General features: G+C 73.2%; 18 protein-coding genes. 4 read left to right on the top strand and 14 right to left on the bottom strand.

Going from position 1 to position 21,061, the window contains the following annotated elements; all coding sequences use genetic code 11:
- Positions 1–12: 12 nt before the first annotated feature.
- From OG430_RS46545 to OG430_RS46525, 5 genes are all read right to left on the bottom strand, one after another.
- Positions 13–279 carry an acyl carrier protein gene (locus OG430_RS46545; RefSeq protein WP_327358784.1) on the bottom strand — a complete coding sequence of 89 codons (267 nt, stop codon included), beginning with the start codon at positions 277–279 and terminating at the stop codon, positions 13–15.
- Positions 280–382: 103 nt separating this feature from the next.
- Positions 383–1,642 carry a beta-ketoacyl synthase N-terminal-like domain-containing protein gene (locus OG430_RS46540; protein WP_327358783.1) on the bottom strand — a complete coding sequence of 420 codons (1,260 nt, stop codon included), beginning with the start codon at positions 1,640–1,642 and terminating at the stop codon, positions 383–385.
- Positions 1,639–2,913 carry a beta-ketoacyl-[acyl-carrier-protein] synthase family protein gene (locus OG430_RS46535; protein WP_327358782.1) on the bottom strand — a complete coding sequence of 425 codons (1,275 nt, stop codon included), beginning with the start codon at positions 2,911–2,913 and terminating at the stop codon, positions 1,639–1,641. The genes OG430_RS46540 and OG430_RS46535 overlap by 4 nt, the downstream gene beginning before the upstream one ends.
- 60 nt (positions 2,914–2,973) lie before the next feature.
- A complete protein-coding gene (locus OG430_RS46530) occupies positions 2,974–3,783 on the bottom strand; it encodes a thioesterase II family protein (protein ID WP_327358781.1) in 810 nt (269 codons plus the stop codon).
- Positions 3,784–3,856: 73 nt separating this feature from the next.
- A complete protein-coding gene (locus tag OG430_RS46525; RefSeq protein ID WP_327358780.1) occupies positions 3,857–4,678 on the bottom strand; it encodes an AfsR/SARP family transcriptional regulator in 822 nt (273 codons plus the stop codon).
- Between the two features lie 256 nt (positions 4,679–4,934).
- Between OG430_RS46525 and OG430_RS46520 the strand changes: the two genes are divergently transcribed.
- Together OG430_RS46520 and OG430_RS46515 are read left to right on the top strand one after the other, a co-directional pair.
- Positions 4,935–5,672 (top strand): thioesterase II family protein, encoded by a 738-nt coding sequence (locus OG430_RS46520; RefSeq protein ID WP_327358779.1) that lies wholly within the window; start codon positions 4,935–4,937, stop codon positions 5,670–5,672.
- Positions 5,669–6,700, top strand: a complete 1,032-nt coding sequence (locus tag OG430_RS46515) for an AfsR/SARP family transcriptional regulator (RefSeq protein WP_327358777.1) — start codon at positions 5,669–5,671, stop codon at positions 6,698–6,700. The genes OG430_RS46520 and OG430_RS46515 overlap by 4 nt, the downstream gene beginning before the upstream one ends.
- Positions 6,701–6,791: 91 nt before the next feature.
- On the opposite strand, the gene OG430_RS46510 is transcribed toward OG430_RS46515, so the two are convergent.
- A complete protein-coding gene (locus OG430_RS46510; RefSeq protein WP_327358776.1) occupies positions 6,792–7,811 on the bottom strand; it encodes a 3-oxoacyl-ACP synthase III family protein in 1,020 nt (339 codons plus the stop codon).
- The gene (locus tag OG430_RS46505) at positions 7,811–8,581 is read right to left on the bottom strand and encodes a thioesterase II family protein (RefSeq protein WP_327358775.1); all 771 of its coding nucleotides are present in this window, start codon (positions 8,579–8,581) and stop codon (positions 7,811–7,813) included. The genes OG430_RS46510 and OG430_RS46505 overlap by 1 nt, the downstream gene beginning before the upstream one ends.
- A gap of 271 nt (positions 8,582–8,852) precedes the next feature.
- Between OG430_RS46505 and ccrA the strand changes: the two genes are divergently transcribed.
- Together ccrA and OG430_RS46495 are read left to right on the top strand one after the other, a co-directional pair.
- Positions 8,853–10,205, top strand: coding sequence for a crotonyl-CoA carboxylase/reductase (gene ccrA / locus OG430_RS46500; protein WP_327358774.1), 1,353 nt, complete (start codon positions 8,853–8,855; stop codon positions 10,203–10,205).
- Positions 10,202–11,971, top strand: a complete 1,770-nt coding sequence (locus tag OG430_RS46495) for a 3-hydroxyacyl-CoA dehydrogenase family protein (protein ID WP_327358773.1) — start codon at positions 10,202–10,204, stop codon at positions 11,969–11,971. The genes ccrA and OG430_RS46495 overlap by 4 nt, the downstream gene beginning before the upstream one ends.
- Before the next feature lie 55 nt (positions 11,972–12,026).
- On the opposite strand, the gene OG430_RS46490 is transcribed toward OG430_RS46495, so the two are convergent.
- From OG430_RS46490 to OG430_RS46460, 7 genes are all read right to left on the bottom strand, one after another.
- On the bottom strand, positions 12,027–14,312 hold the full coding sequence (locus OG430_RS46490) for a helix-turn-helix transcriptional regulator (protein WP_327358772.1): 2,286 nt from the start codon (positions 14,310–14,312) through the stop codon (positions 12,027–12,029).
- 352 nt (positions 14,313–14,664) lie between these two features.
- A complete protein-coding gene (locus OG430_RS46485; protein WP_327358771.1) occupies positions 14,665–15,498 on the bottom strand; it encodes a 4'-phosphopantetheinyl transferase family protein in 834 nt (277 codons plus the stop codon).
- A complete protein-coding gene (locus tag OG430_RS46480; RefSeq protein ID WP_327358770.1) occupies positions 15,495–17,468 on the bottom strand; it encodes a beta-ketoacyl synthase N-terminal-like domain-containing protein in 1,974 nt (657 codons plus the stop codon). Before OG430_RS46480 ends, OG430_RS46485 begins: the two co-directional genes overlap by 4 nt.
- Positions 17,469–17,542: 74 nt before the next feature.
- Positions 17,543–18,313, bottom strand: a complete 771-nt coding sequence (locus OG430_RS46475) for a phosphopantetheine-binding protein (RefSeq protein ID WP_327358769.1) — start codon at positions 18,311–18,313, stop codon at positions 17,543–17,545.
- Between the two features lie 212 nt (positions 18,314–18,525).
- Positions 18,526–19,197, bottom strand: a complete 672-nt coding sequence (locus OG430_RS46470; protein WP_327358768.1) for a ScbR family autoregulator-binding transcription factor — start codon at positions 19,195–19,197, stop codon at positions 18,526–18,528.
- A 47-nt stretch (positions 19,198–19,244) separates the two neighbouring features.
- Positions 19,245–20,075 (bottom strand): AfsR/SARP family transcriptional regulator, encoded by an 831-nt coding sequence (locus OG430_RS46465; RefSeq protein WP_327358767.1) that lies wholly within the window; start codon positions 20,073–20,075, stop codon positions 19,245–19,247.
- A 280-nt stretch (positions 20,076–20,355) separates the two neighbouring features.
- Positions 20,356–21,042 (bottom strand): ScbR family autoregulator-binding transcription factor, encoded by a 687-nt coding sequence (locus tag OG430_RS46460; RefSeq protein WP_327358766.1) that lies wholly within the window; start codon positions 21,040–21,042, stop codon positions 20,356–20,358.
- Positions 21,043–21,061: the final 19 nt, after the last annotated feature.

Genomic DNA, 21,061 nt, shown 5'->3' with positions numbered 1-21,061 from the left:
GCACGGCCCCGGTCAGGCCGCGGTCCGCTGCGCGGACAGGGCCTCGTTGACGAGGTCGAGGTACTGGCGCGGCGTCTGCGCCTCGTCCAGGGCCTCCTCGTCGAGCCGGACGTCGTAGTCGCGCTCGACGACGCCGGTGGTCTGCAGCAGGGCGAGCGAGTCGTAGCCCAGGTCGAGGAAGAGGGTGTCCAGGGCGTCTTCGTTCAGGTCGATGCCCTCCCCCTCGCCCGCGGCGTCGCGCAGCAAAGCGGTGAGTGCAGTGAGCTCAAGGCGTTCCACGGTAGGCCTCTCTCTTATCCGGTCGTGCGTCTCGTGCATCTCGTGCATCTCGTACGTCTCATGCGTCTCGTGCCAGTCGTGCTTCTCGGGTTGCGGGCGCCGCTCAGCCCGCGGCGCGGACCACCGTCGCGGCGTTGAAGCCGCCGCGTCCGCGGGCCAGGACCAGGGCCGTACGCAGCTCGCGGCCTCGTCGGGGCGCGCCGGTCACCAGGTCCACGGGGCAGTCGGCGGCGGTCCGCCGGGTCCCGGTGGTCGGGGGAATCACCTGATCGCGCAGGGCCAGGACGGCGGCCGCCAGGTCGAGGGCCGAGCCGCCCGCGGCGAGCCGTCCGGTCATCGACTTCGGCGCGGTCACCGGTACCGCGTACGGGCCGCACAGTGCGGCGATCGCCTCCGCCTCGGCCCGGTCGGCGGCGCGCTCGCCCGCCGCGTCGGCGAAGACCACGTCGACCTGTCCGGGGGTGATCCCCGCGTCGGCCAGGGCGAGTTCGGCGGCTTCGAGCAGCCGGGGCGTACCGGTGCCCGGCGCCGGGTCGAAGGTGGCCGCGCAGCCGGCGACGGTGGCGAGCACGGCGGCGCCACGGGCGCGGGCCGCGTCGCCGTCCTCCAGGACGAGCAGCGCGCCGCCCTCGCCGACGACATGGCCCGAGGCATCGGCGGAGAAGGGCAGATAGGCGCGGTCCGGGGTGGGGCTGGTGCTGAGGCCGCCGCCCGCGAGATGGGCGGTCCAGCCCCAGGGGCAGAGCGCGGAGTCGATGCCGCCGGTGACGACGGCCTGGATGCCCTTGCGCAGCTGGCGCCGGGCGGCCGTGACGGCATCGAGGCCGCCCGCCTGCTCGGAGACGATGACACCGCTGGGGCCGCGCAGGCCGTGCTTGATGGAGATCTGGCCCGAGTTGGCGGCGTAGAACCAGGCGAACGACTGGTACGCGCTGACGTGCCGGCTGTTCTTGCTCCACAGCTCCTGCAGTTCGCGCTGGCCGAACGCGAAGCCGCCCGCGGCATTCGCGGTGACCACGCCGACCGCGTAGTCCGGCAGCCCCGCCGGGTCGAGCTGCGCATGGCTCAGGGCCTCGGCCGCGGCGGCGAGCGAGAGGCGGGTCACCCGGTCGGTCTGCGGAAGGAGCTGGCTCGGTACGTGGTCCTCGTCGACGAAGCCGGACACCTCCCCGGCCAGGCGCGCCGGATAGCCGGAGGCGTCGAAGCGGGTGACGGGGCCGATGCCGCTCTCGCCGCGCAGTACGGCGGCCCACCAGGCCTCGGTGCCAAGGCCGTTGGGCGCGGCGACACCGATGCCGGTGACGGCCGCCTCGACGGTGCGGGCTCCGAAGAGGCCTGCCCCTTCGGTCAGGGTGGCGGTCATGCGGCCTCCCCCAGACGCCGGGTGGTGAGCACCATGGCGCTCTGGAAGCCGCCGAATCCGCTGCCGACGCTGAGCACCGTGTCGGTGCGCTGCTCGCGGGCGACCAGCGGGGTGTAGTCCAGGTCGCAGGCGGGGTCGGGCTCGTGGAGGTTGGCGGTCGGCGGCACGGTGTCGTGCTTGATGGCCAGGGCGCTGGCCGCGATCTCCAGGGAGCCGATCGCGCCGAGCGAGTGGCCGATCATCGACTTGATGGAGCTGACCGGCACCCGGTGTGCGTGATCGCCGAGGCTCCGCTTGAACGCGGCGGTCTCGTGCTTGTCGTTCTGCTTGGTGCCGGAGCCGTGGGCGTTGATGTAGTCGACGGCCTCGCGGTCGAGCCGCGCCTCGTCCAGGGCGACCCGGATGGCCTCGGCCATCTCGCCGCCGTCCAGGCGCAGTCCGGTCATGTGGTACGCGTTGGAACGGCTGGCGAAGCCCGCGATCTCGGCATAGATCTGGGCGCCGCGACGTCGCGCGTGCCCGTACTCCTCCAGGACGAGGACCGCGCTGCCTTCGCCGAGGACGAAGCCGTTGCGGGTCCGGTCGAAGGGCCGCGAGGCGGTCTCCGGCTCGTCGTTGCGGGCCGAGGTGGCCCTGATCGCGTCGAACGAGGCCAGCGTGATGGGGGTGACGGGTGCCTCCGAGGCGCCGGCGACCATGACGTCCGCGCTGCCGTCCCGGATGACTTCGACGGCGTGGCCGAGGGCGTCGAGGCCGGACGTGCAGCCGGTCGAGACGACCGCGACGGGCCCCTGCGCGCCGACGTCGCGGGCCACTTCGGCCGCCAGCGAGCTGGGCACGAAGTAGTCGGCGAGCCGCGCCTCGGCCCGGGTGTGGTCGAGCAGCCAGTGGCTGCCGCGCTCGCTGACGTCGGCGTAGATCTCGTCGAGTCCGGTGCTGCATCCGACGGCGCTGCCCAGGGTGACCCCGGTGCGTACCGGGTCCGCCCCCGACGAGCTCGCCGGCAGCCCGCTGTCCTCGACCGCCTCGCGCGCCGCGGCGAGCGCGAACTGGGCGGCGCGGTCGAGGCGGTGTGCCTCGCTCGGCGAGATGCCGTGGGCGGCCGGGTCGAAGTCGGCCTCGGCGGCGATCTGCGAGCGGAACGAGGAGGCGTCGAAGAGGGTGATGCGGCGGGTCGCGGTGCGGCCGTCGGTCAGCAGCGACCAGAACGCCTTGGTGCCCACACCGCCGGGTGCGACCACTCCGATGCCGGTGATGACGACGCGCCTCATCGGGGGCCCCTCACGCTGGTCGGGACATGCACGGTGGTCCTCCTTGGGTCGGGCGAGAGGTCAGGCGAGCGCGCCGGCCGGGGTGCGGTCGTCCGCGGTGCGCCGTGCCACCAGGCAGGCGCGCCGGAGCAGGCGCGGCAGCTCGTGGCCGCGGACGAAGAAGTGGTCGCCCGGCACGGTGCGGGTGATCACGGGGCCGGTGCTCCAGCGCCGCCAGCCCGCCATCACCTCGGGCTGCGCCAGGGGGTCGTCCGCCCCGGCGACGGCGAGCAGCGGCACGGGCAGCGGCCCGCCCGCGAGCGGGACGCGGGCGGCGACGCGCAGTGCGTCGGCGAGGGTGAGGTCGTCGCGGAGCACCGGCATCACGGCCCGGTGCCAGAACCCGCCGGCCGTGGCGTTCGCCGGCACGGCGCCCACGTCGCCGAGCATGCGCAGCAGCTCCTCGTCGCTCTCGCGGCAGGCGTCCGACAGATCGGATGCGGCGTCCGGCGGCGGGCAGGCCCCGACGGCGAGCAGCGCGGGCGTGGGCAGTCCGGCCTCGTACAGGGCGCGGGTCAGCGTGTACGCCACCATCGCGCCGAGGCTGTGTCCGTAGAGGACGTACGGGGCGCTGGGCCCCTGCTCCCCCGTGAAGTGCCCCATCAGATCGGCGAGCAGGGCCTCGCGCCCCGTCACCCGCTCCTCGCGGCGCCGTCCTTCCCGCCCCGGCAGCAGATGGGGCACGGCCCGCACCTGGTCGCCGAGGTCGGCGGGCCAGCCGTAGAAGGACGACACACCCGCCCCGGCATGTGCGAAGCAGTGCAGTGCCACGGGCTGCTCGTCGGCCATGTCCCGTCCCTCCTCGAAGAGTTCACCGCTCCCGAGGATCACCGACCGCCCTTGAGATGCGCTCGAGGGCCGGGCCATCCGACGGCCTGGCCCGGACCGCACGGTGCAGCAGAACTCAGGCCGCGTAGAGATCGAACGTGGAGCTGCGGCGCGGCCCGCAGATGACGTCGAGCGCCGGGTCGACCGTGAGCATCGCCTGGTGCAACCGCTGGAGCTGCGGTGACGGCTCCACGCCCAGGTCCTCGATCAGCCGGGCCCGCAGCCTGCGGTAGACGTCGAGGGCCGTGGCCTGCCGGCCCGACCGGTACAGCGCCACCATCGCCTGCGAGTGCAGCCCCTCGTGCTGGGGGTGACGGGCGATCAGATCGGTGAGCTCGGCGATGAGTTCGGTGTGCCGGCCGAGGCGCAGATCCGCGTCGATGCGCCGCTCCACGGTGACGAGCCGGCTCTCCTCGAGGCGCATGACCTCTATCTCGAGGATCGGTCCGACCCGTACGTCCACCAGGGCGGGCCCGTTCCACATCGCGAGGGCGTCCCGGAAGGCGTTCGCGGCCCGGTCGTCGGCGCCCTCCTCGAAGGCGTTCTGGCCCGCCGTGACGAGCTGTTCATAGCGGTGCACGTCGACCTGCTCGGGCGGTATCTGCAGCAGATAGCCGCCGTGGCGGGTGGCCAGGACCTCCTTCGCGGAGCCCGGCGCGTCCGGGCCCATGGCGGTACCGAGCCGTCGGCGCACCTGAAGGATGTACGTCTGCAGCGTGGTCATCGCGCTCTGCGGGAGCTCGGTCCCCCAGATCTCCTCCATGAGTGTGGGCACCGGGATCACCCGGCCCGGATAGAAAGCGAGCAGGGCCAGAATCTGCCGTGGCTTACCTGCCGTCGGAACGATGGATCCCCCGTTGACATCGGCGCTCAACGGACCCAGAACCCGTATCTCCATGGTGTCCTCCGTACCTGCTCGAGCTCCTGCGATGGCTGAAGGCTGTCGCAGCGCCGAACGCTAGCCGGGGTGGGCCCGCCTCCGTCGGGATCTCGACCCGTGCTCAAGCAGCCCTCCAACCAGGCAGTTTGGATCAGAGAACGGTCAACTCAAGAACGCTTGTACGGGTACTTGAGCGGTGCTCGCGCGGCCGACGCGGACCCGGCGGCAAGGGCTAGTGTCCGAAATCCGACTGGAGTCCGTCGACGGAGCGATCATGGAACTGCGCCTGTTCGTGTTCCACCACGCCGGTGGTTCCCATCTGCTGTACCGCGACTGGCCGTCCCTCTTCCCCGCCGACTGGGACGTACGCCTGCTCGACGCGCCGGGCCGGGGCCTGCTGGCCGACCTCCCGGCCATCGGGGACGTGGACGAACTCGTCGATCACTTCCGCACCACGCTCGCCCCCGAACTCACCGGCACCTACGCCCTGTTCGGGCACAGCATGGGCGGCCTCATCGCCTATGAGCTCACCCGCCGGCTGCTCGACGAGGGCCGCACCCCGCCCGTCTGGCTCGGCCTCTCGGCGCGCGCCGTACCCCGTCCCGTCCATGAGCGCGAGCAACGCCATCTGCTGCCCGACGCGGAGCTGCGCCGCGAGCTGGCCGCGATGGGCGGCACGCCCGCCGCCGTACTCGACGACCCCGAGCTGTGGGAGCTGTTCGCGCCCGCCATCCGCTGCGACCTGCGCCTGGTCGAGACGTGGACGCCCGCGCCCGAGACGGGCCCGATGCCCGTACCGCTGTCCGTGTACGGCGGCACCGAGGACGCGACGGCGCCGCGCGCCCGGCTGGCCCCGTGGTCCGAGCGCGCCGAGCGCTTCCTCGGTCTGCAGCTCTTCGCGGGTGGGCACTTCTACTTCCAGTCCGACCCCGCCGCGCTGACGGGACGCATCACCCACGACATCCGCCGGGCCCTCCAACTGGCCCGGCCCGCCCGCACGGTGGGGGCATGACCGTCCTGGGCGTCGGCCGGCCCGCCACGGTCGACGGCCGGTGCGACGAGCAGACCGAGTTCCGGATCCTGGGGCCGGTGGAGATCCGCAACGGGCGCACCCAGACGGACATCGTGCCGTCCGGGTCCAAACAGCGCGCCCTGCTCTCGGCGTTCGTGATCCACGCCGGGCAGCTGCTCTCCGTCGACCAGCTCACCGAGGAACTCTGGGGCGCCAAGCCCCCGTCGAACGCCCCGAACGCACTGCAGGCCCATGTGGCGCGGCTGCGCAGGCTGCTGCCCGCGCCGGGCGAACCGGACGCGCCCGACCCCGGCCATGAGTGGATCAGCACCCTGCCCACGGGCTATCTGCTGAGCCTCGGCCGGGCCACCACCGACGCCCAGCACTTCCACCGGCTGTCCGCGAAGGGCCGCGAGGCCGCGGCCTTCGACGCCGGGCACTCGGCCCAACTCCTGCGCCAGGCCCTGTCGTTGTGGCGGGGGCCCGCACTGCAGGACAGCCGGTACGGGCCGATCTGCACCCGCGAGGCGGACCGTCTGGAGGAGAACCGGCTGACCGCGCTCGAGGCGCTGTACGGGGCGCGGCTGCACTGTGCGCAGCACGGCGAGATCACCGGCGAGCTGGAGAAGCTGACGGCCGACCATCCGCTGCGCGAACGCTTCTACGACCTGCTGATGGTGGCCCTGTACCGCAGCGGCAGGCAGGCCGAGGCGCTCGGCGTGTACGAGCGGGCCCGCCGCCGTCTGCTCGACGCCCTCGGCGTCGAGCCGGGCCCCGCGCTGCGCGGCCGGATGGCGTCGATCCTCAACCACGCCCCCGACCTCGCCGCTCCGCAGCAGCCGCGGTACACCGCGATCCCCGCACGCTCCGCGACGCTGACCGACGCGCTGGACCTCGGCGGCGAGATCGCCCGGATGCAGCGCCGCATCGATGAACTCAACCGCGAGCAGGAGGCGTTGGTACGCCGCTTCGACACCTTGGTCGCGCAGCTGCCCGAGACCGCGCCGGCGACGGAACCGGGCGCCTGACCTTCGCCCGCCGACGGCCCGCGACGCCTGCGCGCCCGGCCGGCGCCCCGCCCCCTTACAAAGGCAGCCGCTCCACTTCAGAGGCAGACGCTCAACGCCCCCACCGCAGCAAACAGGTCCCCAGCGTCATCCCGCCGCCGAACCCGGCGAGCAGCACCAGCTCCCCGTCGGTCAACTGCCCGGCGGCGCGCGCGTGGTCGAGGGCGAGCGGAATCGAGGCGCTGCCGGTGTTGCCGTGCAGCTCCACCGGGAGGTGGACACGGGCCGCCGGCAGCCCCAGCTCGGCCGAGACGCCGCGCAGCATCTCACCGTTGGCCTGGTGCGGCACGAAGTGGGCGACCTCGTCGCCGCTCACGCCGAAGGCGTCGAGCGTGCCCGCCACGAAGTCCGGCAGCTGCGTGACGACGAAGTCCCGTACGCCCCGCCCCTGCATCCGGAAGAAGTGATCGCCGCGGGCCACGGTCTTCTCCGAGGCGGGCTCCCGGCTGCCGCCCGCGGTGACGCCGATGAGGTCGTGCAGATGCCCGTCGGTGCGCATGCCGGTGCCGAGCAGGCCCCGGCCCTCGCGCACCGGGCCGAGCACCACCGCGCCCGCGCCGTCGCCGAACAGCGGGGCGGTCCTGCGGTCCCCGAAGTCGAGGATGCGCGAGTACACGTCGCTGCCGATGACGAGGGCGAGCCGCCGCTCACCGGTGGTCTCGGGCGCGGCGAGCAGCCTGGCGCCGGTGTGCAGCGCGGCGATGAACCCGGCGCACACGGCGTTCACGTCGAAGGCCGCCGCCCGGTACGCGCCGAGCCGGTGCTGCACGAACGCGGCCGTGGCCGGCTGCGGATGGTCGGGCGTGGACGTCGCTACGATGATCCACGCGATGTCGTCCGGCTCGGCGCCCGCATCCGCCATGGCCTGCACGGCGGCCTGCACCGCGAGGTCCGAGCAGGCCTCGTGGTCGGCCGCGTACCGGCGCTCGCGGATGCCCGTCTTGCGTTCGATCCACTCGCCGTCGACCCGGGCCAGGGCGCCCACCATGTCGTTGCTGACGATGCGTTCGGGCAGATAGGAGCCGGTGCCGATGATGCCGGTGCCGCCCAGGGCGGGCGAGTAGACGCCCATCAGACGGCCGCCGGCGTCCGGGCGAGGGCAAGGCGCTCCGCGACCGTCCCCAACACCTCGTCCTGCTGGTCGACCAGGAAGAAGTGCCCACCGGGCAGCACCCGAAGACGGAATCCGCCCAGGGTGAGCCCCTCCCAGGCACGCACCTCGTCGACGTCGGCCTTGGGGTCGTCGTCGCCGGTGAACGCGGTCACGGGACAACTGAGCGAGGCTCCCGGCCGGTAGCGGTAGCGGCGTACGGCCGCATAGTCGCCGCGCAGCGCCGGCAGGATCATGTCCAGCATCTCCGGGTCCTCGAGCAGCTCCCCGCCGGTGCCGTCCAACGCCCTTATCTCCGCGATGACTTCCTCGTCCGTCCCCGGCTGCCGGCTGTCGTCGCGATCGAGGACGGGCGCCCTGCGCCCGGACACGAAGAGCTCGGCGGGACCGATCCCCTCGGCCTCCATCCTGCGGGCGATCAGAAAGCCCAGGATGGCCCCCATACTGTGCCCGAACAGCGCGTACGGCCGCTCGTCCGCCGCCGGTCGCAGCGCGTCGCAGATCTGGTCGGCCAGCGTCTCCAGGTCCCGCACGGCGGGCTCGTCACGCCGGTCCTGGCGGCCGGGATACTGCACGCCGAACACCTCGGTCCGGGGCGCGAGGGCTCGGGCCACCGGGAAGTAGAAGCTGGCGGATCCACCGGCGTGCGGCAGGCAGAACAGGCGCGTGGGCGCGTCGGGGGCAGGGCGGTAGTTCCTGAACCAGGGGCTGTCGCCGGGGATTCCCGTCATGAGTTCTCCTAGCCGATTCCGAGCGGACCTCGTTCCAGGGTGGAGAGCCCCGAGCCCGGCCACACCCCCTAACCAGCCCCTGACTTGGGGCGCGCGGGTACAGGGGGTGTTCAGGGGTGCCGTCGGCCGTCCGCCGTGTTCCACGCTCGATCGGAGTGCTTCGCCATCTCCTCGGCCCTCAGGGCCTGTTTCCGAACCCCCGTCGTCCGCGCGGAGCGCGGGCGTAGCGGCGGTTCGGAAACAGGCCCTCAAGAGAAATCAGGGAACTCACGTGGACGAGATCATCACTGCCCTTCTCTCCGAGGACGCGACGCCCCAGGACTTCGCGGGCCTGAAGGTTCCGGAGAGCTATCGCGGCGTCGTGGTCCGCAAGGAGGACACGGGCCTGTTCGACGGCATGGCCTCGGCCGACAAGGACCCGCGCAAGGCCCTGCACCTGCAGGACGTGCCGACGCCGGAACCGGGCCCGGGCGAGGCCCTGGTGGCGGTCATGGCGAGCTCCGTGAACTACAACACCGTGTGGAGCTCGATCTTCGAGCCGCTGCCGACGTTCGGCTTTCTGGAGCGGTACGCGAAGAGCGTCCCGGCCGCGGCCCGGCACGACCAGCCGTACCACGTCCTCGGCTCCGACCTCGCGGGCGTCGTGCTGCGCACCGGCCCCGGCGTGAACCGCTGGCAGCCCGGCCAACGAGTGGTCGCGCACTGCCTGTCGGTGGAGCTGGAGAGCTCCGACGGCCACAACGACACGATGCTCGACCCCGAGCAGCGCATCTGGGGCTTCGAGACCAACTTCGGCGGTCTCGCCCAGCTCGCCCTGGTCAAGTCCAACCAGCTGATGCCCAAGCCGGAGCACCTGACGTGGGAGGAGGCCGCGGCGCCCGGTCTGGTCAACTCGACCGCGTACCGCCAGCTCGTCTCGCGCAACGGCGCCGGCATGAAGCAGGGCGACAACGTGCTGATCTGGGGTGCGAGCGGCGGACTCGGCAGCTACGCGACCCAGCTCGCGCTCGCCGGCGGCGCGACGCCCATCTGCGTGGTGTCCAGCCCGCAGAAGGCGGAGGTCTGCCGGCAGATGGGCGCCGAGGCGATCATCGACCGCAATGCCGAGGGCTACCGGTTCTGGAAGGACGAGGAGACCCAGGACCCGCGCGAGTGGAAGCGGTTCGGCAAGGACATCCGTGAGCTGACCGGCGGCGAGGACGTGGACATCGTCTTCGAGCACCCGGGCCGCGAGACCTTCGGCGCCAGCGTCTACGTCACCCGCAAGGGCGGCACGGTCGTCACGTGCGCCTCCACCTCGGGCTTCCGGCACGAGTACGACAACCGCTACCTGTGGATGTCGCTGAAGCGGATCGTCGGCTCGCACTTCGCCAACTACCGCGAGGCGTGGGAGGCCAACCGCCTGGTGGCGAAGGGGAAGATCCACCCCACGCTGTCGAAGGTGTACCCGCTGGAGGAGACCGGGCAGGCCGCGTACGAGGTGCACCGCAATCAGCACCAGGGCAAGGTCGGCGTCCTCGCGCTCGCTCCCCGCGAAGGACTCGGCGTACGCGACGAGGAACTGCGCGCGAAGCACAGCCGGGCCATCAACCGCTTCCGTGAAGGCGAGGCGCAGACCTCATGACCGACCAGACCGGAGAGACCGGACAGACCGGACAGACCAAGATTTCCCTGCCGGTGTACGGCGTCGTCGGCCTGGGCTCGATCGGCGAGTCCCTGCTGCGGCTGCTGCACGCGGCCGGGCACGCGGTGATCGCCGTCGACACCGACCTCGATGTGCTCGCCCGGGTGGACAAGCGGCTCAAGGCGCTCGACGGCGGCCCGTCGGGTCCGGAGATCACCTTCACCGCCGACCACTCGCTGCTGCGCTCGGCGGGCCTAATCGTCGAGGCAGTGCCGGACTCGGCGGCCGCCAAGTCCCGGGTGCTGCACCAGATCACGGCGGCCTGTGAGCCCGGCACCCCGATCCTGACCAGCACGGCGGGGCAGTCCGTCGCCCGCCTCGCCATCGCGACCGGGCGGCCCGCGGACGTCGCGGGGCTGCGCTTCTTCACCCCGCCGGTGCCGGGCGCGCCCGTCGTCCCGGTCCGCACGGCCCTGACCTCGGCGAGCACCGCCGAGGCGACCGACGCGCTGGTGGCTGCCGCGTCCCTGGTGCCGGTCGAGGTGGGCGCCGGGCCCGCCGCCGACGCCACGGCGCTGGTCCTCGGCCTTCTGAACCGTTCCGTCGTGCTGTGCAGCGAGGGCTACGCCACGCAGGCCGACATCGACACGGCGATGCGGCTGGGCTGCGGACTGCCGCAGGGCCCGCTGGAGATGCTCGACCACATCGGTCTCGACACCGCCCACGAGGCCCTGACCGGCCTGTGGCGGCGTACCGGCGACTGTGCCTTCGAACCCGCCCCGTTGCTGAGCCGGATGGTCGCCGACGAGCGCTACGGCCGTAAGACCGGTGACGGCTTCTACGCCTACGACGAGTGCGGCGACAAGCTCGCTCCGGCGGCCGACGGACCGGCCGTCTCGGGCGCCCGGACGGTTCGGCGCGTGGGCGTCGTCGGCTCCGGTGCCATGGCCCGGGGCATCGCCGAGGTCACCGCGGCGGCCGGCCACCCGACGGTCCTGGTCGCGCGCGGCGCGGACAAGGCCGCGCAGGCCCTGGAGGCGATCGCCGAGTCGCTGACCCGCGGGGTACGCCGGGGCAAGGTCACCGTCGAGACCAAGGCCGCGGCCCTCGAACTCCTCAGTGGCGCACACGAGTTGTCGTCGCTGGCCGACTGCGATCTGGTCATCGAGGCGGTCGCCGAGGATCTCGACGTCAAGCGCGCGGTGTTCACGGCGCTCGGCGAGGCCTGCGCCCCGGGCACGGTGCTCGCGACCACGACCTCCAGCCTCTCCGTCGCCGCGTGCGCCGAGGCCGCGGGCCGGCCGGGCGACGTCGTCGGCATCCACTTCTTCAATCCGGCTCCGGTGATGAAGCTGGTGGAGCTGGTGCGCACGGACACCGTCGCCCCGGACGTCCTCGCCACCGCGCTGGCCTTCTGCCGGGGCCTGGGCAAGACCACGGTGCCCTGCCCGGACCGCACCGGGTTCATCGTGAACAGCCTGCTGTTCCCCTACCTCGGCGCGGCCATGGCGCTCCTCGACCGCCCCGGCACGGACATCGAGGTGACCGACAGCGCGGTCCAGCGCGGATTCGGCTATCCCATGGGCCCGTTCGCGCTGCTCGACACCATCGGCCTGGACGTCTCGCTCGCCATCCAGGACCGCCTGTACGAACGCTTCATGACGCCGGAGTACGAACCCTCCGCGCCGCTCGCCGAGTTGGTGGGCGCCGGCTTCCTCGGGCGCAAGAACAAGCGGGGGCTGCGCACGGGCGGGGCTACGCGCTGACCTCGCGGCAGAGCGCGGCCCGGGCCGCGCTCTGCACGGCCGGCTCCCGGCCCGGCTACGCCGCGATCAGCTCCGCCAGGTCCGACCGGGACTTCAGGCTCAACTTGCGGTAGATGCGCGTCAGATGCTGTTCGACCGTGCTGGGTGTGACGTACAGCCTGGCGGCGATGCCCCGGTTGGTGCAGCCGTGCGCGGCCAGGACCGCGACCCGCTGCTCGGCCCGGGTCAGCGCGGCGATCGGGTCGCCGTCGCGCTGCGCACCGCCGCGCAGGGCCCGCGCGGCCGCGGCCGCGGGGGTGCGCCAGTCCAGGACGGTGCCGCCCGGCGCCGGCTGCCAGGGCGCGGTCAGGTCGCGGCAGGCGTGGAAGTCGCCGAGTGCGGCGCGCGGCCGGCCGACGGCCAGCTGGAAGTGGCCTCTGGCCAGCAGGTAGTGCGGCCCGGCCCGGGTGCGGAACATCGCGTCGGGCACCGGGATCCGCAGCTGCCGCGCCGCCTCCTCGTACCGGCCTCGGCGGGTCGCCGCCAGGACGGCCGCCGACAGCGGCATTCCGATGGCCACGCCCCACGCCCCCGGACCGAGCAATTCCAGGGCCTGGTGGGCTTGTTGGGAGGCACGTTCGTACGCCCCGGTCCTGGCCTCGACCACCGCGGCGGCCGCCGCGAGGACCGCGCGTCGGGCCACGGTGGCGCCCGTCGGGTCCGCGTCGGCCAGCAGCGCGGACCACTGGGCGGCCCGCTCCGTCTCCCCCGCGTGCAGCAGGGCGGACAGGACACCGGCGACGGAGGGCGGGGGCGAGGCGTGGTCATGGGCGAGCGTCTGCAGTACGCGCTCCGCTTCCCCCTCGGCTTCTTGAGGTGCTCGTACGCCGGTGGGGCCGGGCAGCGCTGCGAGGGTTTCGGGGCAGATGTGCCCGAGCCGGGACCACAGCTCGCGCGCGGCGGCGGGAAGGGCTTGGTCACGGAGGCCCAGGTGCCCCACACCGGTGACGGCACGCGTGGCCTCGGTGATCCGTCCGTGCCACAGCAGCAGGCCCAGGGCCCCGACGGCCCGCCCGGTTTCGAGCCGTCCGGCCGCCAACTCGCCCTCCAGAGGCGGCAGGTACTGGACGGCCGCGGCCGGGTCCGCTTCCCATGCGGTGCGGGCAAGCATTTCGAGCAGGGCGGCGCGCTGCTCCGCGTCGCCGCTCGCCCGGTGTGCGGTGCGCAGGAACTCCGCGGCCTGCCGGGGTTCCCGGTCCCGCAGCGCCCGGCTGCCCGCCTCGACGAGCTGGGGCACGGCCCATGCGGGTGCCGGCTCCATGCCGCCCATGGCCTGTGCGGCCACCAAGTGCCGGGCCACGGCGCGGGGTTCACCGCCGCTCTCGCTCAGCAGCCGGGCGGCCTCGGTGTGCAGCCGGCCGCACTCCGCAGCGGGCAGTTCCTCCAGGACGGCCGCACGCATCCCTTCGTGACGCAGCCGCCCGCCGAGGAGCAGGCCGGTGGCGTCGAGGGCTTCGAGGGTGCGGGCCGCGGCCCGTTCGTGGACGCCGAGCAGCCGCGCGAGCAGGGTGAGCGTCGCCGCGTCGCCGAGTACGGCCAGGGCGCGTGCGGCAGTCCACGCCGCCGATCCGGCGGGGCGCAGACAGGCGATGACCGCCTGCTTGTACGCGGACCCGGCCACCGGTCCCGACGGCCGTACCGGTTCGCAGGCGCGGTGGTCGTCGAGCAGGGCGAGCAGCAGCCGGAGGTTCCCGCCGGTGGCCCGGTGCCAGGCAGGGGCGAGCCGCCGCGCCGCCAATGTGTCGAGGCCCGCGCCCGTCGGCGCGCCCAGGAACGCGGTGACCCCGTCCTCGTCCAGCGTCCGCAGCTCCACCGCGGTGCACCTGGCATGCCCGAGCAGCGCGGCCAGCGGCGCGGGCGGGGCGGAGCGGGGCTGCGGCCGGCCCGCCATGAGCAGGAGGATCCCGGAGGCCGCGAAACGCCCGCACAGGTAGAGCAGGCAGCGCGCGGACGGCTCGTCCGTGTGCTCCACGTCGTCCACGACGACGACCACGGGGCCGTCGGTGTCCCGCAGCGCCTCGTACAGGGTGTCCACGGCGGCGGCGTTCGTTGCTTCGCGCCCGGTGTGGCTGAGCAACTGGCCCACCACGCCGAGCGGCAGCTCCGCCTCGGCGGGCGACGCGGCGGCGCTCAGTACCGGAAGGCCGAGCTCCCGGGCCCGCCGGGCCGCACGGTCGAGGAGTGCGCTCTTGCCGGTGCCGGGGCTGCCGGTGACGTACGCCGCACGGCCCACGCCCCGTCGGACGTCCGCGAACAGCTCGTCCAGCAGGGCGAGTTCAGGACCTCGCAGCTGCGACTCCACCGGCCTCCCCCTGTCGTCGGCCTCCGCGTGCCTCGGCGGCCGCCTCTTGGGGAAGTCTGCACAGCGGGCCGGAATCCTCGCTGGTACCCGGCCGGAGCCTCGCTCGAACCGCTGGTCGCCGCGCCCTGGACCGCTGGGCGCCGGTGCCCTGGTGAAAGGTCTAGGGCGTGTCCGGCGGATCTTCGCGGAAGAGCCCGCGGCGTCTGGTGCGTGCTCTCGACGTGCGCCCGGATCGCCCTCGTACTGGACGTACTTGGGTGATTCGGGCGTGCGGCGACCGGGGGCACCCCCGGCCGGAGGCTGGGGGCGCGTGCCAGGCGTCGCGGGCCCGCGAAGATCCGCCGGACACGCCCTAGCGGTGCCCGGCGGGCGCGTCGGGCAGCGCCAGGTGGCGCGGTGCGGACCGGCCCCAGGGAAAGCCGTGATGCAGTTCGACGACCCGCGCCGTCGTGGCGTCGGCGAGAACGGCGACCGCGGCCAGCACATCGGGCACGGGCTCGAGTTCGACGAATCGCCACCGCTCGGCCCAGTCGCCCTGGGGCGGCCGGAACCCGAGCACTCCGCGGTCCTCCCCGAGGGTGAAGGCGAAGCTGTCGAAGGGCAGTCCGAGCCCTAGGCCACGCGCCTTGGAGTACGCCTCCTTGAGCGTCCACAGCCGCAGTGCCCTGCGGTCCCGGGGACGCCCCTGCGGGGCCTGCGCCACCCACTCGCGCTCCTCGGCGGCGAACGTCTCGACGATGGTGTCGAAGCCCTGGTCCCCGCGGTCGAGCCGTTCGACGTCCACTCCGATGCGCTGATGGCGGACGACGCCGAGGAGGTTGTGGCCGTTGGAGTGCGACAGGTTGAAGTCCAGTTCCTTGCCGCCGCGCGGCAGCCCCGCGGCGGGTTTCTGCAGAAACGGCCGGCCTCGCGAGGAGCGCCAGATCACGGCCTCGGCCTCGGGCACACCGGCTTCGAGGGCGAGGACCCGGCGCACCAGCGCATGGGCGACGAGGTACTGGCGCCGGTCGCGTTCGAAGAGGAACCTGCCCGCGATCTCCTGTTCGTGCTCGTCGAGCCAGTGCTTGGCCAGGGTGGCGGCGATACCGGGTGCGAGTTCCTCGTTGGGGCAGAACCACAGTTTGAGCGGCTCCGGCGGGCCAAGGGGGGCCGCCGGGCCGTCCGCCACCGGCGCGGGGCTGGTCATCCGGTCGGCTCCGTCTCCGTCCGCGGAGCTGCCTGCTCCGTCGCCGGTGCCGACGCCACAACCGTCGTCCCCGCCACTGCTGTCGTCTGCGCCACTGCTGTCGTCTGCGTCGCTGTCGTGTCGTGGGCCAGCCACAGCGGCTGCCGCAGGAACGCGGAGAACGGCAGCGCCACCGCGGGCCGTCCGGTCGCCGGTTCGAGGGCGGCCCAGTCCACGTCGAGGCCGGACAGCCACAGCCGCGTCAGCTGCTCGATGCGGCCGCCGCGCCACAACGCGGTCAGGTAGTCCCGTGTCTCGGGCACCGAGCCCAGGCTCAGCGGGTCGGCGACGCCCTCGCGCAGGTCGGCGCAGCGCACATCGGCGCCCTCGGCGGGGGCCCGGCCGGTGGCGTACTCCCGTAGGGCTGCGACGAGTTGGGGCAGGTCGCGCACCAGCAGCGCGAGCCGGCAGGGCAGCGCGGCCCGTCCGGCGCGCAGGGCCCGCGCCACATCGGCGAGCTCCACCCGCTGCGGGCCCGCACCTTCGGAGGTGTGTCCCGCCAGTCCCGCATCCGTGACCGCGGCGGCGAGCCAGTCGGCCAACCGGCCCGCGGTGGCGGCGAGATGGGCGGGCGTGGGTGCCGAGAGGAGGACCAGTTCGTCACGGGGCACGGTGTCGTCCCACGCGGTGCCGGCGGGACCGGCGGACGGGGCGGCCCGGCCCGGCGGAACGAACTCCTCCAGGACCGCGCCGGCTCCGAGCCCGCTCTCGCCGCGCACGTCCACGACGGCCCGGCGCGGCAGTTCACCGCCCTGCTCGTCGCGCGGGCGCGGCCACGCCTCGGCCACCGCGCCGTCCCGGGCGGGCGCGCGGGTGGCGTGCCGCAGTTGGAGTACGGCCGTGGTGAATGCCGCGAGTCCGGTGACGGCCCCGGCGTCGCCGATGCGGCGTACGGCGCTCTCCCGTGTCTCGCGCAGGCCGGCGCTCCCGTGCGGACCGGGTGCGCTCGCGCCTTCGGGGTCCTCGGGTCCGGTGAAGGTGGTGGTGACGACGGCGTGCACCCGGTCCCCGTCCGCGAGCGCGCGCGCCAACGGCTTGAGCACCACGGCACCGACGCCTTCCCCGGCGTCGTCGCGACCGCGGGAGGGGTGCAGCAGCAGCTCGACGCCGCCGGCGAGGGCGGCGGCGCACTCCCCGCGGCGCAGGGCGCCGACGGCGAGGTGCAGCGCGACGAGCGCGGAGGACTCACCGGTGTCGACGGCCTGCCCGGGCCCTGTCAGCCCGAGCAGGCCGGACAGTCTGCCGGGCAGCGTCCAGTGACCGCTGCGGGGCATCTCCCGCCCGCCGCGGGCCCAGTTCTCGGCGGCGAGCAGAGCGTAGTCGGCGGCGCTGACACCCACGAAGACGCCGACGCCACGGGGTTGGCCGCCGCTTCCGGTCAGGGCGTCGAGACGGGCTCCGGTGCAGCCGGCGTCCTCCAGCGCCTCCCAGGCCGTTTCCAGGAACAGCCTTTCCTGAGGGTCCATCAGGCGCCCCTCGTGGGAGGTCAGTCCGAAGAACTCCGCGTCGAACTCGGCGGCTCCGGCCAGGAAGTGACCGCGCTGTCCGGAGGCGAGGGGCGCCCGGCACGGCCGGCCGGCCGGTTCGGCGGACGAGGTGTCGCGCCCGTCGCGGAGGTTCTGCCAGAAGGCCCCCAGGTCGGGGGCGAGCGGGTATCGCCCGGCCATCCCCACGACCGCGAACCGGTCCTCGACGGCGGGCAGTTGACCGCCGTCCGGCGCGGAACCGTTCTTCGGCGCCGCGGGGGCCGCGGGCGCGTATGCGCCCGCGGCCGGTTGCAGGGCCGAAGGCGAGGTCGCGTGCCCGGGCAGCGAACCGGCGGTCACGGTCGCGCCGCCGCCCGACGATTCGATCCCGGCGAGCAGCTGCGCGGCCCGGCCGCGGTCCAGGGTGCCCGCCTTGAACCGGGTCAGGATCTCCCGTTCATCCATGAGGTGCAGTTCCCGTCCGTTTCATCCATGAGGTGCGGTTCCCGTCCGGCAGGAGATGCGGTTCCCGTCCGGCCTCAGGAGCGTCGTGCCAGCAGGTCGAGCGCCTCGTCGACCGTGAGCCGGTCGACCTGCACCGCGTCGAGCAGCGCGTCGATGTCCGTCGGTCCGGTCCCGGCGGGCCGCGGCGCGGGAGCCGGGGTGGCCTGCCTGACGGGCGCGGCAGGCGCGGCGGGTGCGGACCCGGGGCCGAGGGCGGCGATGTGGGCGGCGATCGCGGCGAGGTTCGGGTGCTCGTAGAGCATGACCGCCCGCTCGTGCAGGTGGTAGGTGTGGTTGACGACGGCCACGAACTCCGCGCCGAGGATGGAGTCGAGGCCGAGCAGGTTGAAGCTCGCGGTGGTGTCGATGTCCCACGGGTCGCAGCACAGGATGCGGGCGAGCTCCTCGCGGAGCACATCGAGCACGGCCTGTTCGCCGTAGGCCGAGGGACCGCCGGTGACGACCGGGCCCTGGGCCTCGGCGGCGACCGGGGCCTGAGCCTGGACGGCGCGTTCGGGCTCGACAGCCGACGCCCTCGACGCGGGGCTGGGAACCCCGAGTTCACGGGCCACGTGCCGGGCGAAGGCCAGCGGTGTGGGGTGGTCGAAGAGCGCGTCGGCCTTGATCTTGATGCCGTACCGGGCGTTCACGGTGGCCACGAACTCCACCGTGAGCAGCGAATCGAGGCCGAGCGACCGGAACGTCTGCTCGGGGTCGATCTTCTCCGGCTTCAGTCGCAGTACGCCGGCGAGCGCGCCCACCAGCTCGCCCAGCACATCGGCGGCCGCCACGTGGGGGGCCGTCATGGAGGGGGTCTGACGTTCACGGGGCATGGGTTGACTCCAAGGGGTCCGTCCCGGCTTGCCTTGCCGACAACGGAAGTATCGAAGATGGGTCGGAGCACGGACATCGTCGACCGTGCTGAACTGATGGCCACGACCTGGTCCATGGGAGGGACTGTCCCGGGCGGCGCTACGCCGCGCGAGCGAGCTCCCGTTCCGGCGATCCTCCTGTCGGCTCAGGCCACTTGGGATCCGACGGGTTCGACGGCCGACCCGGCGGCCGCCGCAGGTGCCTTCGGCGGGTGCGTGCGGTACCGCCCCAGGTCGTGCGGCGGTACGAGGACCGACAGGAGCGGTTCCCACAACGCGCCGATCCGGTAGCTGAGTTCGGCGGACGGGAGGGGTGTGCCCGCCAGGACCTCGATGCCGCAGACGGTCGCAAAGAGCAACGTCTCCGGTCCGTCCTGCGCCGTGTGCTCGCGCAGCTCCCCCGCCGCGCGGGCCTGGCCGAGCAGCCGTAGCACCTCGGTGATCCACACCTGGTGGAAGCCCACGACGGGCGGCTTCCGTCCGGTGCACTCCTTGCTGATCCGGAAGCCGGCCCGCATCAACGGGTCCGAGCGCAGCTTGGCCGCCAGCCAGTGCGTGAGGTCGATGACGGCCTGCACTGGCGCCGCGCCCTGCTCCCACTGCCGCTGGACGAAATCACCGAGGAGCTCACGGCCCCGCTGCTGAACGGCGTCGGCAAGCCCGTCCTTGGAGGCGAAGTGGAAGTACAGGGCCCCCTTCGTCATCCCCGCCGCACCGGCGATCTGCCCGATGGTGGCGTTGGCATAGCCATGCCGGTCGAACATCTCCGCGCCCGCAAGGATGAGCCTGCGGCGTGTCTGCTCGGACCTGGTCTGCATCTCGGCTCCTCTCACTGCACAACCGGCGCTCCCCCATGGCGCCGCTGTCAGCCGACTCCGCTGAGCCGCTCACCGCCGGACCGCGGGGCATCGAGGACGGGCTCGGGACCGGCCATCAGGACGGAACGCTGCAGCCGTCGCAGCCCTGCGGAGGGTTCGAGACCCAGCTCACGGACCAGCGCGGTGCGCAGCCGCTGATAGACGTCGAGCGCCTCGCTGCGGCGGCCCGAGCGGTGCAGGGCCAGCATCAGCTGACCGTGCAGGGTCTCGTGGGTGCGGTAACGGCGTACCAGGACGGTCAGTTCACCGAGCAGCTCGCGGTGCCGGCCGAGCCGCAGATCGGCCTCGATGCGCTGATCGAGGGCGCACAGCCGCGTCTCCTCCAGCCGCCGGGTCTCCATCTCCAGTTGCGGTCCGGTCTGTACGTCGGCGAGTGCGTTGCCGGTCCACAGGTCGAGCGCCTCCCGCAACTGGCGGGCCGCGCCCGGGAAGTCACCGGCGTCCATCGCGCGGTATCCCGTGCCGGCGAGCCGCTCGAACTCGCGGATGTCGCTGGAGCCGCCCGACGTGTTCAGGAGATAGCCGCCCGGCGTGGTGACCAGGACGTCCTTGGCGGTGCGCGGCGGGGCGTCCTCGGGAGCGTGCTCCAGGGCGCTCGAGATCAGATCGCGCAGCTGGAGGACGTACGTCTGCAAGGTGGTGCGCGCGCTGCGTGGTGGTCGCTCCGACCACAGCTCCTCGACCAGTGCGGCCAGCGGAACGACCTGGTCGGCATGCAGGGCGAGCAGGGCGAGCACCTGCCGCGGCTTCGGCGCCGTTGGTGTGACCGAGGCGCCGTGCTCCCGCACGGCCAATGCCCCCAGTACCTCGATGTCCATGCCGTTTCCCCTATCCGTGCATGAGTCGTCGTCGTCAGTCGTCAGCCATCGGACTTCAAAGCCTTCACAGCTACCTCTCTGAGTAAAAAACGGGACGGACGGTTTGTCAATACGAAACCATGCACGCCGTCCGTAGCAGGCTTGGACTCCGTCTCCACCCAAGCAATACTCCATTGGATGCGGACACTTACCGACATTCCAGCCCCAGGCGCCGCGGGCATGCCTGTAGGAGGGGTGGACGATCACCCCTCCTGGACTGCTTCCAATCAGACCGCCCGGTCTATTTTTGGTGAGGCTGTTCCTCGCGCGACGGGGGCAGGGCGTCCTGGCCGGCCCCCGGCACCATCACGTCCTGTGTCGGATGCGAGCTGATCGCCGGCTCCTGGCACACGCCGGCGAGGCGCGGCAGCATGAGGTCCCAGAAGCGCGCGATCCGCTGCTCGGAGAGCCATTCGCTGTTGGCGCTGCCGAGCACCTCGAACCCCACGGTGGCCGCCATGATGGCGGGCGCGGCCGCCTCGGGGGACACTCCCTCGGCCAGCAGTCCTTCCCGGTCGGCGCGGCGCAGCGTGTCCTCGATCCACTGCTGCCAGGCCCACCGGAGTTCGGAGACGTCACCACGGGACAGGTCGTTGCACAGCTCGAAGCCCGCCCGCACCACGACGTCCTCCGCGAGGCGCCGCATCAGCCCGTGGGTGGCGTCCACGAGGACCTGCAGGGCTCCGCCCCCGTCGCCGGGCGGAGCCAGCTGCGTGAGGCCGCGCACGGTCTCGCGGGCCTCGTCGTGGACGGCCTGCGCCAGCGCCAGTTTGGTCTCGAAGTGGAAGTGGAGCGCGCCGTTGCTCACCCCGGCCCGTCTGCTGATCGCATTGAGCGAGGCGGGCGCGAAGCCGTCCTGGGCGAAGACCTCGGCCGCGGCCCGGATCAACGACTGGCGGGTGCGCGCCGCGCGCTCCTGCTTGACCATCAAGAGTCTCCTGGCTGAC

Source organism: Streptomyces sp. NBC_01304 (genome assembly GCF_035975855.1).
Taxonomy (GTDB): Bacteria; Actinomycetota; Actinomycetes; order Streptomycetales; family Streptomycetaceae; genus Streptomyces.
Note: the sequence above shows the minus strand (reverse complement) of the source record. Positions and strands in the feature narration are given on the sequence as shown.

Bases quoted from the DNA above. Each gene is read 5' to 3' on its own strand.
- OG430_RS46540 (WP_327358783.1), bottom strand. From the start codon at position 1,642: ATGACCGCCACCCTGACCGAAGGGGCAGGCCTCTTCGGAGCCCGCACC.
- OG430_RS46470 (WP_327358768.1), bottom strand. From the start codon at position 19,197: ATGCAGACCAGGTCCGAGCAGACACGCCGCAGGCTCATCCTTGCGGGC.
- OG430_RS46475 (WP_327358769.1), bottom strand. From the start codon at position 18,313: ATGACGGCCCCCCACGTGGCGGCCGCCGATGTGCTGGGCGAGCTGGTG.
- OG430_RS46480 (WP_327358770.1), bottom strand. From the start codon at position 17,468: ATGGATGAACGGGAGATCCTGACCCGGTTCAAGGCGGGCACCCTGGAC.
- OG430_RS46535 (WP_327358782.1), bottom strand. From the start codon at position 2,913: ATGAGGCGCGTCGTCATCACCGGCATCGGAGTGGTCGCACCCGGCGGT.
- OG430_RS46495 (WP_327358773.1), top strand. From the start codon at position 10,202: ATGACCGACCAGACCGGAGAGACCGGACAGACCGGACAGACCAAGATT.
- OG430_RS46520 (WP_327358779.1), top strand. From the start codon at position 4,935: ATGGAACTGCGCCTGTTCGTGTTCCACCACGCCGGTGGTTCCCATCTG.
- OG430_RS46510 (WP_327358776.1), bottom strand. From the start codon at position 7,811: ATGGGCGTCTACTCGCCCGCCCTGGGCGGCACCGGCATCATCGGCACC.
- OG430_RS46525 (WP_327358780.1), bottom strand. From the start codon at position 4,678: ATGGAGATACGGGTTCTGGGTCCGTTGAGCGCCGATGTCAACGGGGGA.
- OG430_RS46485 (WP_327358771.1), bottom strand. From the start codon at position 15,498: ATGACCAGCCCCGCGCCGGTGGCGGACGGCCCGGCGGCCCCCCTTGGC.
- OG430_RS46465 (WP_327358767.1), bottom strand. From the start codon at position 20,075: ATGGACATCGAGGTACTGGGGGCATTGGCCGTGCGGGAGCACGGCGCC.
- OG430_RS46505 (WP_327358775.1), bottom strand. From the start codon at position 8,581: ATGACGGGAATCCCCGGCGACAGCCCCTGGTTCAGGAACTACCGCCCT.
- OG430_RS46460 (WP_327358766.1), bottom strand. From the start codon at position 21,042: ATGGTCAAGCAGGAGCGCGCGGCGCGCACCCGCCAGTCGTTGATCCGG.
- OG430_RS46515 (WP_327358777.1), top strand. From the start codon at position 5,669: ATGACCGTCCTGGGCGTCGGCCGGCCCGCCACGGTCGACGGCCGGTGC.